The 14,057-nt window shown below is 55.4% G+C and carries 12 protein-coding genes and 1 pseudogene; 2 read left to right on the forward strand and 11 right to left on the reverse strand.

Translation table 11 applies throughout. The annotated features are described in order from the left end of the window. Nucleotides 1-3: 3 nt before the first annotated feature. Both ACR0NM_RS19310 and ACR0NM_RS19315 read right to left on the reverse strand, forming a co-directional pair. On the reverse strand, nucleotides 4-681 hold the full coding sequence (locus ACR0NM_RS19310) for a class I SAM-dependent methyltransferase (RefSeq protein ID WP_170399542.1): 678 nt from the start codon (nucleotides 679-681) through the stop codon (nucleotides 4-6). Between the two features lie 130 nt (nucleotides 682-811). After that, the gene (locus tag ACR0NM_RS19315) at nucleotides 812-1,861 is read right to left on the reverse strand and encodes a glycosyltransferase (RefSeq protein ID WP_480437946.1); all 1,050 of its coding nucleotides are present in this window, start codon (nucleotides 1,859-1,861) and stop codon (nucleotides 812-814) included. Nucleotides 1,862-2,153: 292 nt separating this feature from the next. On the opposite strand from ACR0NM_RS19315, the gene ACR0NM_RS19320 reads away from it, so the two are divergent. Beyond that, a complete protein-coding gene (locus ACR0NM_RS19320; protein ID WP_170567783.1) occupies nucleotides 2,154-3,110 on the forward strand; it encodes a hypothetical protein in 957 nt (318 codons plus the stop codon). 17 nt (nucleotides 3,111-3,127) lie between these two features. Here the strand turns inward: ACR0NM_RS19320 and ACR0NM_RS19325 are convergent, their stop codons facing one another. From ACR0NM_RS19325 to ACR0NM_RS19340, 4 genes are all read right to left on the reverse strand, one after another. Continuing rightward, nucleotides 3,128-5,575, reverse strand: coding sequence for a tetratricopeptide repeat protein (locus tag ACR0NM_RS19325; RefSeq protein ID WP_480563009.1), 2,448 nt, complete (start codon nucleotides 5,573-5,575; stop codon nucleotides 3,128-3,130). 124 nt (nucleotides 5,576-5,699) lie between these two features. Next, entirely contained in the window at nucleotides 5,700-6,530 is an 831-nt protein-coding gene (locus ACR0NM_RS19330; RefSeq protein WP_170399530.1) for a CpsD/CapB family tyrosine-protein kinase, read from the reverse strand. A 30-nt stretch (nucleotides 6,531-6,560) separates the two neighbouring features. After that, nucleotides 6,561-8,099, reverse strand: a complete 1,539-nt coding sequence (locus ACR0NM_RS19335; RefSeq protein ID WP_170399527.1) for a GumC family protein — start codon at nucleotides 8,097-8,099, stop codon at nucleotides 6,561-6,563. Next, nucleotides 8,096-8,977, reverse strand: a complete 882-nt coding sequence (locus tag ACR0NM_RS19340; protein ID WP_170567779.1) for an ExeA family protein — start codon at nucleotides 8,975-8,977, stop codon at nucleotides 8,096-8,098. Before ACR0NM_RS19340 ends, ACR0NM_RS19335 begins: the two co-directional genes overlap by 4 nt. A gap of 264 nt (nucleotides 8,978-9,241) precedes the next feature. Here ACR0NM_RS19340 and ACR0NM_RS19345 point away from each other — a divergent pair. Continuing rightward, a pseudogene (locus tag ACR0NM_RS19345) lies at nucleotides 9,242-9,416 on the forward strand (IS3 family transposase); the annotation flags it as partial. Nucleotides 9,417-9,599: 183 nt separating this feature from the next. Here ACR0NM_RS19345 and rfbA read toward each other — a convergent pair. The 5 genes from rfbA to ACR0NM_RS19370 all read right to left on the reverse strand — a co-directional run bounded on the left by rfbA (nucleotide 9,600) and on the right by ACR0NM_RS19370 (nucleotide 13,930). Further along, nucleotides 9,600-10,469 carry a glucose-1-phosphate thymidylyltransferase RfbA gene (rfbA, locus tag ACR0NM_RS19350; RefSeq protein WP_480616256.1) on the reverse strand — a complete coding sequence of 290 codons (870 nt, stop codon included), beginning with the start codon at nucleotides 10,467-10,469 and terminating at the stop codon, nucleotides 9,600-9,602. After that, the gene (gene rfbD, locus ACR0NM_RS19355) at nucleotides 10,470-11,348 is read right to left on the reverse strand and encodes a dTDP-4-dehydrorhamnose reductase (protein WP_480616248.1); all 879 of its coding nucleotides are present in this window, start codon (nucleotides 11,346-11,348) and stop codon (nucleotides 10,470-10,472) included. After that, nucleotides 11,345-12,385 (reverse strand): dTDP-glucose 4,6-dehydratase, encoded by a 1,041-nt coding sequence (gene rfbB / locus ACR0NM_RS19360; protein ID WP_170408827.1) that lies wholly within the window; start codon nucleotides 12,383-12,385, stop codon nucleotides 11,345-11,347. Before rfbB ends, rfbD begins: the two co-directional genes overlap by 4 nt. Continuing rightward, the gene (gene rfbC, locus ACR0NM_RS19365; RefSeq protein WP_170399786.1) at nucleotides 12,382-12,951 is read right to left on the reverse strand and encodes a dTDP-4-dehydrorhamnose 3,5-epimerase; all 570 of its coding nucleotides are present in this window, start codon (nucleotides 12,949-12,951) and stop codon (nucleotides 12,382-12,384) included. The genes rfbB and rfbC overlap by 4 nt, the downstream gene beginning before the upstream one ends. Before the next feature lie 211 nt (nucleotides 12,952-13,162). After that, complete coding sequence (locus ACR0NM_RS19370) at nucleotides 13,163-13,930, reverse strand: WecB/TagA/CpsF family glycosyltransferase (RefSeq protein ID WP_170399801.1); 768 nt, start codon at nucleotides 13,928-13,930, stop codon at nucleotides 13,163-13,165. Between the last annotated feature and the right edge of the window lie 127 nt (nucleotides 13,931-14,057).

The following is a 14,057-nucleotide window of genomic DNA, read 5'->3' on the forward strand; positions in this document are numbered from 1 at the left end:
CGCCTACATCTGCTCTGAAACCCGGCCCTTGCTGTTAGACGGAGGTTTGTAGGCCACGTAACTCTTGGGGAACCCAAACTTCCATTCCGTCCACAGTATGCAATTAGGGAACAAAGACAAAATTTCAGCTCTCAGTAAGACAGTTGTCCCGGCCACCATGTCCGTCCAAGCAGGCAATTTCTTATACCAACGAGAAATTAATCGGCGTTTTAACCACTCAGGATAGGCCCACCAAAACGGCATGTTGCAATGAGCTTCAATTGGAAACCAAATAGAAGGAGTTTGAACCCAGTAGCTTGGCGCCAGTCTCAAGACCTCTTCAGCCATCGCTCTACGCTTGTCGATCGCACCAACATGCTCAATCACACTATTGGAAAAAACTATGTCATAAGACAAGTCATTGGCAAAGTTTACGTCACATGCGTCTCCGTCCAAAATTTCAATCTCATGCAACTCGTGACTTGCATCAACCGTCTTCTCAGGATCTGGCAGATTTACGATTGTCAGTTTCAGAGGGACAGGGAAACCTCTCCAAAATTCTACCGTTCCCCCTAAGTCGATGATGCGTTCGCCGCCTTTAATTTTCATACGCTTCAAAAACTGAGCTTGGCGACGTTCGCGAGCCGCATCAGAAAATGGCTTCTTCATACTCATCAACGTATTGAATAAAAGATACTTCATATCGAACCCTTATGATATGTTTGCATGAAACATGTTCGTGGCTTTGTCGCACAAACCCGGTGAAGCTACCCATTGATCCGGGCTGCGGGGGAAGGTCACCACAAGACGACCTTCCCGGGCAACCCGTTGTTTAAAGATACTTCTTAATGATCTCGCAGCGGTGCTGGAAGACCGCATCGTCGGTATAACCCTCTCCATCCCGCAAGGCTCGGGCCATCATGTCTCCGAGGAGTAACCGATCTCCAGCAATCGACTGCACTGTTTCACTCAGGGCAGCGACATTGTTCAGTGAAACGAGTTGTCCTCCACCATGAGTCGAAATCAGATCCTCGGGATAGGCGCTGCTATAGCCGACGATCGGCGTGCCAGAGACCAGCGCTTCGATTAGGCATCGCGGGGATTCCGGCGTCTTGTGGCAGAAAAGGAAAATATGGGCCTGTCGCAAGTGGTCGAAAACCGCAGCGCGGTCATTCACGAAACCTGTGAAGGTGACGTGGCTCTCAAGGCCTGCGTTGGCGACGCGCGCCCTCATGTCTGCTAGATCCGGTCCATCACCCAGCCATGTGGCTTGGAAATCCACTTGTCGCTTGGCAAGTGTCTCAAGAACCTCCACCCAGTCTTGCGGACCCTTCATCGCGCTCGCCCTTCCTGTATAGACGATCTTCAGGGGCCCATTGTTCGCAGCGACAACCTTAGCCTTCAGAGCTTCGGGAGGGAGATGTTCCGAGGCCTTGATGTGGATGTCGTGCACGAGTTGTGGTTGGCGGCAATAGGGGGCATAGGTCTCATAGGTTTCCTTGCCGTGAAACAGGCCCAGAGCCGCGCGTCGGATGATAAATTTTTCCCATTCCCACATGGGCCGATGTTCTAACCGCGCTCTGATCCGGCGATGCCAGAGCGGGTTACTAGACGCTGTGCGGCGGGTTACCTCAGATTCCACCCGGTCGGTCCAGATCGCAAAGGGTCGACCCGCCATATGGGCCTGCCAAGCCCCAACCGATCCCCAATCTCCAGTAAGGCCACCGATGGAGAAGGCTACGTAGTCAGCTTTGTCGATCTCCGCGCGTATTAGATTCCGGGTGGCTCGATAGTGGCGAAAAAACTGATCAGGACGATAGGCCGTTGGCAGAGGCAAGATACGAATGCGATCCAAGTTTGGCCCAACGTTATTGATTGGCACCCAAGCGTCTGGCAACTTTGTATGAGAGACGGGGTGCATCGTAATCAATTCATCAAAATGTTCCGCCCAGAGCCTCAGCCCATTGCAAGCTTGATCCTCAAGATACAGTCCGGAATCGGTTTGCACTAATGGTACTGGCGCATAAATTAGTAGCTTGCCCGAGTTGGTCATGAAGATCTGTGTATCCCGTTATGAAATCGATTCCAGAATGTATACCTTGCAATGAACTAATTACCGCTGCACATATCCAATAGGGTTCATTTTACCATTAAACACGCACACGAATACGAACATGATTTTACATCGCATCAAACGAAAACTCACGCCACTATTGCTACTTTTTCTATCCGCTTGCGGCCTGGTCAACCGCTGCAGCACGCCTGATCCGGTGGACGAAGCGCAATTCAGCATGATCTACGATAGGCCTGCATCGGCACCCGAGGGCCCACTCAATGTCTATCATCTGGGGCACAGTCTCGTGGGACCATACATGCCGGGGATGTTGCAGCAATTGGCGGAACAGGGCGGCAGCGAGGGACACAGTTTCAACAGTCAGCTTGGTTGGGGGACGCCGCTACGTGCGCATTGGGAGCCAGATGTGGTGATCAATGGGTTTGAAGAGTCTAACGGTCCTCCCGCCTTTCGGGATGCAAAGGAAGCCATGGCGTCAGGCGACTATGACGCGGTGGTGTTGACCGAAGCGGTCGAGATCAAGGATATGATCAAGTATTTCGCGCCGCATGAATATCTGCGCAACTGGGCCGTCGCCGCTTGGGAGGGCAATCCAGAGACACGTGTTTACCTTTATGAAACCTGGCATCCATTGGATGATCCGGAGGGTTGGCTCACACGGCTCGACCGGGATTTGAGTCTTTATTGGGAAGGCGAGATTCTCAAACGCACGCTGGCCTATGAAGAAGTCGACAAGCCGATCTATGTCATCCCAGCCGGGCAGGTCATGGCAGCTTTTGTGCGCAAGGTTGAGGCTGCTGGCGGGGTTGGGCCCATCCGTGATCGCAACGATCTGTTCCATGACAACATCCACTTCAGTGAATACGGTGGCTATCTCGTGGCGCTCACTCACTACGCTGTACTTTATGGACGCTCGCCCGTTGGCTTGCCTCACCAATTGCAACTGGCTGATGGTAGTCCGGCTGCTGACCCAGGTCCCGAAGCGGCGAGGTTGATGCAGGAAACCGTTTGGGAAGTGGTCACATCTTATCCACCAAGCGGGGTGCTCCAAAACTGAAAGCGGCGCGGGCCAGACTATTCCTCCGCAGGTGGGAGTGCTTCCAGCCGCGTGATCTCGTCGCGGGCGATGGCGATCTGCGGGCGGGGGTCGTCTTCCCCCGCAAACTCCAGTACCCGGCGGTACTGTGCGATGGCGTCCTCATCGCGCTCCAAAGCGGCGTAAGTCTGGCCGAGGTGGAATTGAACGATTGGATCCTGCGATAATTCTGCGGCGGCGCTTTCGAGATAGGGCAGGGCCTCTTCCGCCTCACCGCGGCGAAAGACAAGCCAGCCATAAGTGTCCTGAAAGGCGGGCACATCTGTGCCGTTCAGGCGCCGGGCTACAGCCCAGGCGCGTTCAAGGCCGGCGTCATCTGTCTTGTGGTTTGTCAGCAGGCTGGCGAGATTGTTGGCGGCAACAAGGTCGTTGGAATTGCGCTCATAAAGCAGCTCATAATTGGCAATGGCGCCGTCAATATCGCCAGCCGCTTCCAATTCCCCGGCTTGCGCCCAAAGAAGTTCGCGGTTGTAGGGCAGAGCGGCGCGCCCGTCACGCAGGGTCTGTGAGGCGCTGTCGTCTTTTCCCTGAAGGCGCTGGAGGCGATAGAGTTGGACCCAAGCCCGACCCCGCCTGGGATCTTCTTCCACCAGGATCTGAATCTGATTTTCCGCCACATCCAGTGCGCCATTGGCGGCATGTGAGGTGGCCAGAATGAAACGCAGGGCTGCATTGTCAGGATATTCCGCGACAAGCGCCTCAGCCTGTCTCAGGGCTGCCTCTGTTTGCCCGCTGCTGAGGCGTGCGCGCAGAAGCGCAATCTGAGTGTTGAGGCTGGCGTCTTCCCGCTCCGCGAGTTCGCGCAGATATCCAAGCGCCTGTTCGACGCCTTCGCGGCTGCCCAGAAGCCGGGCCTGAAGCGCATCCGCCACTGCAAGGGTCCGCTCTGTGCTGATGCGGCGCAGGCGCGCGATCACGCTGTCAGCGCGCGCGTAATCTTCCGCAGCCAGATAGACTTCGCCCAGAAGCACCAGAATATCCGCATTGTTCGGTGCCCGACGCAGGGCCGGGATCAAAACCTCTTCCGCCGCGATATAGCGTTCGTCACTTGCCAGAACCCGGGCATAGCGCAAAGACGGTTCAGGCGCATTGTCGGAGGCATCCACCGCCAGCGCAAGGAAATCGCGGGACAGTTCGTGATTGCCAGCGCGCGCATAGGCCTGGGATATCAGGTCCATGGCGGCGACATCATCGGGCGCCGTATCAAGGGCTAGACGCAGCGTGGCGATGGCCTCGTCCGCTTTGTCGTCCTGGATCATCCAGGCCGCCTGCATCTTGAGCGCTTCGACACTGTCGCTGTCTGCTTCGAGCGTGTCTGCCACCAGTTGGCGCGCGCGGGTCTCGTTGCCGGTCTGAAGCAACATCCGGGCCAGTGTGATGCGGATGCGGTTGGCTGTGTCGGAGTCTTCTTCGGTGCCTTCCAGCATTGTTTGCAGCGTTTCGATCGCCGTGTCTTCTGCGCCGTTTTCGAAATCGATGGCCGCAAGAATGATCTGTATCCGTTCTGGGTCCGCTGCGACCTCCAATGCAGCGCGCAGCTCGGCGCGTGCGGCGTCTGGCCCCTGTCTCTGGTTTATGAAACGCACTAGATCGATGAAAAGCGTAGGGTCTTCTGCCGCCGGATCCGACACCTCGCGGAGAAAGGCTTCCACCTTGTCAGGCTCGCCCCGGGCCAGCAGGAACTGAATGAGTTGGGTCTTAGGTTCATCATCCTCGGCAAACCGGATGACTATGTCGCGTAGCTGTGTTTCAAGTGCTGTGAAGTCGCCTTGCCGTTCGAGCAGGACAAGTTTTTGCGTATAGAGATCGCGATTGTCCGGCTGCTTGGCGATCATTCTCTCCAGCTGTACCAAGGCCTGATCGATGGCCCCGTCGCGGACATAGGCGTCAAAGAGGATCAACTGCAGGATGTCATTATCCGGGGCCTCTTGTGCCAGACCCGCAGCCTGATCGCGCACGGCATCTCGTGCTGGACCATCGCGCGCCTCCAACGCTTGCTCATATTGCAAGGCCAGCGCGATCATCTCAGTGCGCGGCGCGTCAGGCGCGAGAGCAATCACCTCGGTTGCATGGCGGGAGAACTCTTCCCAGTTGCGTGCCGCAAATGCAATCTCTGCCAGTACCGTGCGCCCTTCGACATGATCAGGCACCTGTTCGACCAGCCGCAGATACTGGCCATAGGCGGCCTCCTTGTCGTCTTTCTGCAGCATCAAAGCTGCCATGGTTTCGCGCGCTGCGACATGGTTGGGCATCAGTTCAAAGACATTGCGTAACTCGACCGCCGCCCGGTCGAGATCCCCTTCTTCGATTAGTTCTTGGGCTGAGGCGAAATAGGCTTCGGCGCGCTCTTCAACGGACTTACAGGCCGTCAGGCCCAAGCAAAGCATGAATGTCAGAAGCAGTCGCCTCAAGATTCGGGGAGGCATAGATTTGGTCCTAATCATGGTCGCCTATTCGGTTCTGCAGTCTTTTGTATGTTAAACTGCTCTATGTAGGAGCGTTTGCCTTCAGGGCTTCACTGTTCCTGTCAAACCCTGCCTCTGCCAAACATCAGCTCAGATCGCTGTCAGAGAGTGTGCCACGGCGGCAGCCATTTAATGCCACTCCCAGGACATTGGTATTGGCGGCAACCTCGATTTCAGTCCGATCAAGCTTTTTGAACTTGGTATATTCCGCCCGTGCCACGATCAAAGCGCAATCGACATTTTTGAGGAACGCCAAAGCTTTGTCAGAAGAAAGGGCTGAGGGTAGATCGAAGATCATGATGTCGGGAGCATAGTCGCGTTGGATGTCATCGAGAAACTCAGCTGTGCGGTCCATCATCAGAAAACGCGTGGGGTCTTTTTCGGGATGAGGTGAAATCGACACAGCCACATTGTCTGTCACCCGCACCGCCTGTTTTTCAAAGGCGATCATATCCGTGAGCACTTCCGGCAGACCATAGCGCATCTTGAGATCGAAAAACTCATGCACCGAGGGTGAGCCAAGATCGAGATCAAACAACATTGTGCGCGAACTTGTATGCCGTCCCAGACCCAGTGCAAGATTGCAGGCCAACGTGGTCTTGCCACAAGATGGTTCCGGCGAAGTGATCGCCAGACGCGACCAGCCGTTTTGCTCCATCTGAAGAATAATCTTGGTGCGTAGAAGGTCAAAAGGGGTGGCATCACTGTTTGCCTCGCCCGCGATGATCCGGTGCTGTCGCAGCACCGCAGGCGACAGGTCAAAGCGGGGCAATGCCTCCCAGATGGTTTCTGTCGTATTAGATTTGGAAGGCTTGCGCACGTGTTGATCTCGCAGAACGGGACCTGGGCGTACGGTCTCGGTAGCCTCATGGCGTGCGGCGCGCGCCTTCGCGAGAGCGGCCTGCAATTTTTCCATCCAGCTTTACCCTTCTAACCGTGGCGTCTTTCAAGCCAGGCCCATCTGGACCAGAACCCGGTTCACCAATATCTCGAGCGGCACATATTCAGTATGTACGTAATAAAGCGCCGCTGGCACAGCTACTATCACAATAGCCAAAGCACTCAGCCTAAGCAGGCGCCGCCGCCATTTCTCTCCCCGGCTTTCCAGATAGGGGATGACGCCAATGGGCACGATTTCAAACCGGGACTGCAACTCTGCAGGATGGCGCACCCGCTGATTGAGCAGTTCAAGAAGCATGAAATATGCCAGCGCCAATGCGCCACCAACAGCGCCTCCCATCACCGCGATTTTTTTGCGTGCCGGCCCAGACGGTTCCTGCGGTACGCTGGCGCCTTCGATGAGGCTAATACGCTCGCCTTGCGCATTGATTTCTATTCGCTCTGCCATGCGAGCTTGGTTAAGATTGCCCAACACTGAGTTGTAGCGGGTTCGGGCGCTTTCGAGATCTTGTTCGAGACGCTCCAGCGTAATCGAATTGGTGGCCGTGGCGGCAATTGCGCGACTTAGTCGCTCCAATTCTTCGTTCACGCGCACAATCTCCAGATCGATCTCTTCGATGCGTGAATCCATTTCTGCCAGTGTGATGTCGAGAAACGTCGGCTCTGCCTCCGTCCCCTCCTGCCAATCCCCGGGATCCCCTCCGGAGATTGCGAGTTCTAACTGCTCAATCTGTCTGCGCAGTTGAACAACCCGCGGATTGGAATCGGAATAAACGGTCAAATCCTCCGCCAGTTGAAGCTCGAGTTGCTGCAGGCGCTGCTCTTCTGGCGAAAGTTCTCGTCGCGTATCGGAACCAAGCCGCCCGGTTGCTTCAAAAACGGCGATCATCTCACTTCGCTGACTAACAATGGAAGCCCGGTCCTGCTCAAGCCGACCAAGCCTCTCCTGCAATGTGGATTGGCGATCTTGCCGATAGCTGAGATCTTCTGGAAGAGCGTCGACATTTTCATTCTTGAAGGCGATGATCCGACTGGATTCTTCTTCTATTTCTCCAGCAAGCCGCGCGGCCTCCTGTTCAAAGAAAGACAAAGTGTTTTCTGTCCGCTCGCGTCGGAAAGAACTATTCGCCTCCAGCACAAGGGTCACATAATCATTAACGACATCTGCCGCGATTTGGGCGTCTCTGGCATCAAATTGGATGGCCATCAGGGAGGCTTGACCGCGCCCACCACTGCGAAGGATTCTGGTACTGTCCCGCATCGCCTGCACAATCCGGTCGGGCGTCATTGCAGCCATGCCTTCGAAGACCTGATGTCTCTGGGCGATATCAATGAGATTGGCCCGTGTCATCAGCTGTTCTTCTATCAACTGCAACTGCTCGGCCACTTCGGTTCGGATCGTAGATACCACCATTTCATCGGGGATTTGCGGCGGATCCACCTGCAATCGTGCTGAGGACATGTATGTCGGCGGCAATTGCAAGGCTGTGACAACCCCAAGCCCGGAGCAGATCAGAAACAGCGCCATCATGACCGGCAGGCGCCGCTTGAAGAGAGACCAGTAAAATCGAAATGGCAGGTTCATTTGGCAGATTTTCCAGTCAAGACGTAATGATCCGCCAATGACACAGGCGCAGCTACTGTCTTCAGGATCACGCCATCGGCGATCAATTCCTCGATCGTTGCCTCATCGACACGCGCCTGATCAGCGCTGGCAGCATAGACCAGCGCCAAATCGCAAATCTTGTTGATCATCCGCGGCACCCCACCGCTATAGTCATAAATCTTGTTCAGAGCGGCTTCAGTGAACTCCTGGCCGCTGCCCCCGACATGCCGAAGGCGGGAAATGATGTAGTCACAGCTGGATACTGCATCCATGGCCCCCAGATGATAGCTGACAGAGACGCGCTGTGCGAATTGGCTGAACTCTGGCTGCGAAATCATGTCACGCAGTTCCGGCTGGCCAATCAGGATCAGTTGCAACAATTCGTCTTTGCTGGAATTGACATTGGTGAGCATGCGCAACTCCTCCAATGTCTCTTCGGAAAGGTTTTGCGCTTCATCAAGGATCAACAGGACCGATCGACCATCTGCATATTGCCCCAGCAGGAAATCGACAAATTGTTGGTAAAGCTCCACATAGTCGGCATTAGTGTCGTACGGCAAGTCAAAGGCGTTGAGCACCCAGCGTAAAAGCTCGCCGCGCCCGCCCTGCCCATTGGAGATGAGCCCCACCACCACATCATTGTCGATGCGCTCCAGCAGCGCATAAAGCGACGTGGTCTTTCCCGCGCCAACCTCACCTGTCAGCAAAGTAATCGGTGCGCGCGTCACCAATCCGTATTCCAGCACCGAGAACGCACGCTTGTGGCCTTTGGACCAGAACATGAAATCCGGATCTGGTGGCAGCGCAAACGGACGCTCCCGAAACTGGAAATGTTGGAGATAAAGATCCGCTTTCAAGATACTGATCCAAATATTCTGGTCCGTTGGCCGGGCACGATATTCCGGTTCGAGCCCAATGCATACAATATTCTCGTCCAACGGACTATAACGGCCCTTTTGACACGTTTAAGATAAAGCACTTGGAGCTCGGATTAAATGGGTAGGGTTATTCGAAACAGAGTGTTTCCGATGGGCCATGTCTGACGTCAGCACCAATGGGACAGTTGAAGGTGATTTGATTAGAGAGGGTTTCTGGCTCATCGTAACCGCCAAGGAGTGGAGATGAGAAAGCAACCCGGAACCAAGCTGAGCCACGGTGAGAAGGTCGTAAAGGACATTCGCCGTGCGACCCGCAAACAGTATTCCGCAGAAGAAAAGATCAGGCCTTTCCGGATGGCCGGAAGGGTGAGGATAGCATGCCGAGTTCTGCCGCTGTGAAAGCATTGCACAGAGCCTCTAATACAGCTGGTCCAAAGAGCTCCTGGAGGCGAACACTGCAGTACAGACAACCCGTAAACGGCAATCACTAACATGCTGTGTTCATAGAGTGAATCCCCAAGTTTGTGCAACAAAGCCATAGATTTTGTAAACGTGTTAAACGAGAACAACAATTTAAACCAATCGAGATACTTCACATATATCAATTCAGAAGTAGTTTTAGATACTTACCATAAGTAGACTTAGCAAACAGCCGGGACCGTTCTTCAAGCGCTTCATCATCAATCCAGCCGTTAGCCCAGGCGATCTCATCCAGGCTGCCGGTCTGCATCCCTTGCCGGTCTGTAAGTGTGCGCACGAAGTTTCCCGCATCCAGCAGCGACCCATGTGTACCGGTATCCAACCAGGCAAAGCCACGGCCCATGGTCTGAACATTTAGCAAGCCTTCGTTCAGATACATCTCCAGCAGGGACGTGATCTCAAGCTCGCCCCGCTCGGACGGTTGGACCTGACGGGCACGGGCAGGGGCATCGCCGTCAAGGAAATAGAGCCCGGTCACCGCGTAGTTTGAGGGCGGTACTTTCGGCTTCTCGATGATGCCGCGTACTCTCTGACCTTCGAAATCAACCACGCCGTAGCGTTCGGGGTCGGCAACGCGATAGGCGAACACAGATCCACCACGCTCTTGTAGATCTGCTTCGCGCAGCAAATCCGGCAGGCCGTGGCCGAAGAAGATATTGTCACCCAGGATCATCGCGGACGGGGCACCTGCAAGGAAATCCTCTGCCAAAGTATAAGCCTGCGCCAGACCGTCAGGCGATGGCTGAGTGATCCAGGTAAGCGACAGGCCGTACTGACTGCCGTCACCCAACAGACGCTGAAACTGATCCTGATCCTGTGGTGTTGTGATGATCGCGATCTCGCGGATCTGTGACAGCATGAGCACGCTCAGCGGGTAGAAGATCATCGGCTTGTCATAGATCGGCAGCAACTGTTTTGAGACCGCCATGGTGATCGGATACAGCCGAGTACCCGAACCGCCAGCCAGAATGATACCTTTGCGTTGCATGATCTATCCTTTCAAGGCAGGGCTATCTGCAACCTTCAGATCGGCCAGCACCTGCGCCAATCCGGCTTTCCAGTCAGGCCGCCCAAGCCCGTAAATGTCATTGAGCCGCGAACACTCCAGCCGTGAATTCAGCGGTCTGGGGGCCGGGGTCGGGTAATCTGTTGTCGGAATATCGGTGATCTGGGTTGCCAGCCCCGCCTGCGAGACAATTTCGCGCGCGAAACCGGCCCAGCTGACATCGGGTGTCCCGGAATAGTGAAACAGCCCGCCTTCGGCCTGCCGTCCGGTTTTGGCTATGGCCAGCAGCGTCTTGGCAATATCAGCTGCCGGTGTCGGCCCCCCGATCTGATCCGCCACGATGGTCAGCGTGTCACGGGTCTCGGCCAGCCTAAGGATGGTTTTGACAAAGTTGTGTCCGTGGGCCGAAAACACCCAACTTGTCCTTAGGATCGCATACCACCCCCCCGCTTGGGAAATCTGGTGTTCTCCCACCAGCTTGGTCTGGCCATAAGAACCCAAAGGGTCTGTCGGGTCCTGCGTGGTGCGGGGCATATCCCCCGCCCCGTCAAACACATAGTCGGTTGAGATGTGTAGGAAGGGCAAATCACGCTCTGCTGCGGCGCGCGCCATAGCCCCCGGTGTATCCCCGTTGATCACCCGGGCTAGCTGGGGCTCATCCTCGGCCTTGTCGACCGCCGTGTAAGCTGCGGCGTTTATGATCACATCCGCATCCGTGCTTCGGATAGCGTCAACACAGCTCTGCGGATCAGACAGGTCCGCTTGGGAGCGGTCCAGCGCCTCGACCGAGATGCCGTGCGTCGGCGCACGTCGGCGCAGTTCCGTAGCAACCTGCCCGCTATGGCCGAAGACCAGTGCCTTCATTCGGCCACCCCGAGCCGCTCTCCCACGCCGCTGCGGTTCTGCAGAGCAGCCAGCCATGCGCCGTTGTCCAGATACCACTGAACCGTCTGTTCCAACCCGGTTTCAGGTGTGTAAGAGGGGCGCCAGTTCAACTCGTTCCGAATACGGGCTGGGTCGATGGCATAGCGACGATCATGACCGGGGCGGTCAGTGACAAAGGTGATCAGATCGGCGTAGGGCGTTTTGCCCGGCTTCAACCGATCGAGTATCGCGCAGAGCATTTTGACCAAATCGAGATTGGTCATCTCGTTCTCACCGCCAATATTGTAGCTGCGGCCCAGCTCACCTTTTTCCAGCACCAACAGCAGTGCCTCAGCATGGTCTTCGACATGCAGCCAGTCGCGGATGTTGTCCCCTGCCCCATAGATCGGGATGGGTTTGCCAGCCAGCGCGTTCAGGATCACCACCGGGATGAGTTTTTCCGGAAACTGATAGGGGCCGTAATTGTTCGAGCAATTGGTCAGAACCACCGGCAGGCCATAGGTTTCGCGCCAGGCCCGGACAAGGTGGTCGGACCCGGCCTTCGAGGCCGAATAAGGCGAATTGGGCTGATAGGGGCTGTCTTCGGTGAAAAACCCGGTCTTGCCCAAAGATCCGAACACTTCATCGGTTGAGATATGATGAAAGCGGAAGCTCTCGGGCTTGCCGGCACCGATCCAATAGGCGCGCGCGGCTTCCAACAGGACATAGGTGCCGGTGATGTTGGTGTCGATAAAGGCCGCAGGACCATCGATCGAGCGGTCGACATGGCTTTCGGCGGCCAGATGCATGATTACATCCGGCTGGTGCCTGTTCAAGATCGCCGCCATCGCCCCCGCATCCCGGATGTCAGCCTGCTCGAATGCGTATTCAGGCACATCCGCAACGGAGGCGATATTCTCCAGACAGGCCGCATAGGTCAAAGCATCGATATTGACGACCGCATGGCCTTCAGCAATTGCGCGGCGGATGACAGCAGAGCCAATAAAACCGGCACCGCCCGTGACCATAATTTTCATTCACCATCCTCAATCACAAACGGAGTATCTATATTTCGCAAAAATGGAGCTGCTTTATCTTTATCTGACAATTGCGGTTCGGCTAGGTCCAGCGGCCAATTAATTCCAATATCGGGATCATCCCACCGAATGGCGCCTTCTGTTTCCGGAGCGTAGGTGTCGGAGCATTTATAGATGATCTCGGTCTCCGGCTCTAATGTCATGAAGCCATGAGCAAACCCGGCGGGCACCAGCAACATTCGGCCGTTTTCAAAACTGAGTTCTGCGCCGACCCAATCGCCGAAGGTGGGAGAACCTTTGCGGATGTCTACGGCGACGTCAAAAAAGCGTCCGCGCCCACAGCGAACCAGCTTGGCCTGCGCTCTTGGAGGCGCTTGGAAATGCAGGCCACGTATTGTGCCAACAGCACCGGAAAGCGAGTGGTTATCCTGAACGAAGACCGTATCGATGCCCGCATCGGTAAAACTGTTCACGTTGTAGGTTTCTTCGAAGAACCCGCGATGATCACCAAACCGTCTGGGCGTGATCAGGATCACCTCTGGGATTGCAAGAGGTACCAATTTCATCGTCACAAATGTCTTATTCCACTATGTGGCATTGTCACACTCATAGGTCATGTCATAGCTGTTCGTGCATGTCCACTGAGGTTATCCCCGAGAGACACAGGAGATAGTGTTCGATGCGCACGACAAGGCGTTCGCTTTCTTCGGTGGGCCCTGTGCGTGGGGCATTTACGATAGTCCGGGGCGGTCGCCGAAATGCCAGATGGATCGCTTGTCAATTCTGTCTCCCAATCCGTCGCGCCTCGCGCACCAACCCCGGTAAAATCAGAATACATTGCCAATAGCGCCCAGCTAGGCGCTTTGGGTTCCTCAGCATACGCCATACCCATTCTAGCGCCAGTGTCCTTACCCATTTGGGTGCACGAGTCTGGCTACCCGCGATGAAATCAAGCCCAGCACCGATTGAGACAAATCCGCAGCCAGGAGCATGCCTGCGCCCTTCAATCGCCAATTGTTCCTGCTTGGGCGCCCCCAAAGCCAGAAAGCACAGTTGCGCTCCGGACTGTCGTATTGCTTCAAGATAGGAAACAGCCTTCACCCCCTGGGGATCAAACCCAAAAGGGGGCGCAATCTGTTCAACCACACGCAATCCTGGGTATTGGATAGTCAATCTCTGTGCCGCCCGATCAAGTGTTTCAGGTGTGGCTCCCAAAAACGCCACAGGTACATTATCGCGAGCGGCCATTTCGGCCAGAGGCTCTATCAACTCGGATCCCGGCATCAGATCAACCTCCCGCCCCGCCATCCGCGAGAGCCACACGATCGGGTTTCCATCTGCTACAATATGACTATGCGCTTTATAAGATTGGAAGAAGTCAGGGTTGCCACGCATCTTCACAATGTGGTCGAGGTTCAATGTCGCCAGTGCAAACCCCTGACTTCTTTGCCAGTGCTCCTGGATGCTTTTGAACAATCCAGCCCGATCAGGGAAGTTTACAAGATCCAGAACTTTGGCTGTATGCTGGATATCTGTCTCACTCATTGCCGCATCACTCATACAGGCTGCCAGTGACGGAAATAGGAACTTGGTCTCTTCCTTGATGCGTGAGTGTCCTTTCATTGTCCATAGTACTTTGCAAAAGCATCTGGCTCTTTTCGAACCGTTTGGG

The organism is Ruegeria sp. AF2 (assembly GCF_056542025.1).

Bases quoted from the DNA above. Each gene is read 5' to 3' on its own strand.
- ACR0NM_RS19325 (WP_480563009.1), bottom strand. From the start codon at position 5,575: ATGCCTCCCCGAATCTTGAGGCGACTGCTTCTGACATTCATGCTTTGC.
- ACR0NM_RS19330 (WP_170399530.1), bottom strand. From the start codon at position 6,530: ATGGAAAAATTGCAGGCCGCTCTCGCGAAGGCGCGCGCCGCACGCCAT.
- rfbC (WP_170399786.1), bottom strand. From the start codon at position 12,951: ATGAAATTGGTACCTCTTGCAATCCCAGAGGTGATCCTGATCACGCCC.
- ACR0NM_RS19335 (WP_170399527.1), bottom strand. From the start codon at position 8,099: ATGAACCTGCCATTTCGATTTTACTGGTCTCTCTTCAAGCGGCGCCTG.
- ACR0NM_RS19320 (WP_170567783.1), top strand. From the start codon at position 2,154: ATGATTTTACATCGCATCAAACGAAAACTCACGCCACTATTGCTACTT.
- rfbB (WP_170408827.1), bottom strand. From the start codon at position 12,385: ATGAAAATTATGGTCACGGGCGGTGCCGGTTTTATTGGCTCTGCTGTC.
- rfbD (WP_480616248.1), bottom strand. From the start codon at position 11,348: ATGAAGGCACTGGTCTTCGGCCATAGCGGGCAGGTTGCTACGGAACTG.
- ACR0NM_RS19310 (WP_170399542.1), bottom strand. From the start codon at position 681: ATGAAGTATCTTTTATTCAATACGTTGATGAGTATGAAGAAGCCATTT.
- ACR0NM_RS19370 (WP_170399801.1), bottom strand. From the start codon at position 13,930: ATGAGTGAGACAGATATCCAGCATACAGCCAAAGTTCTGGATCTTGTA.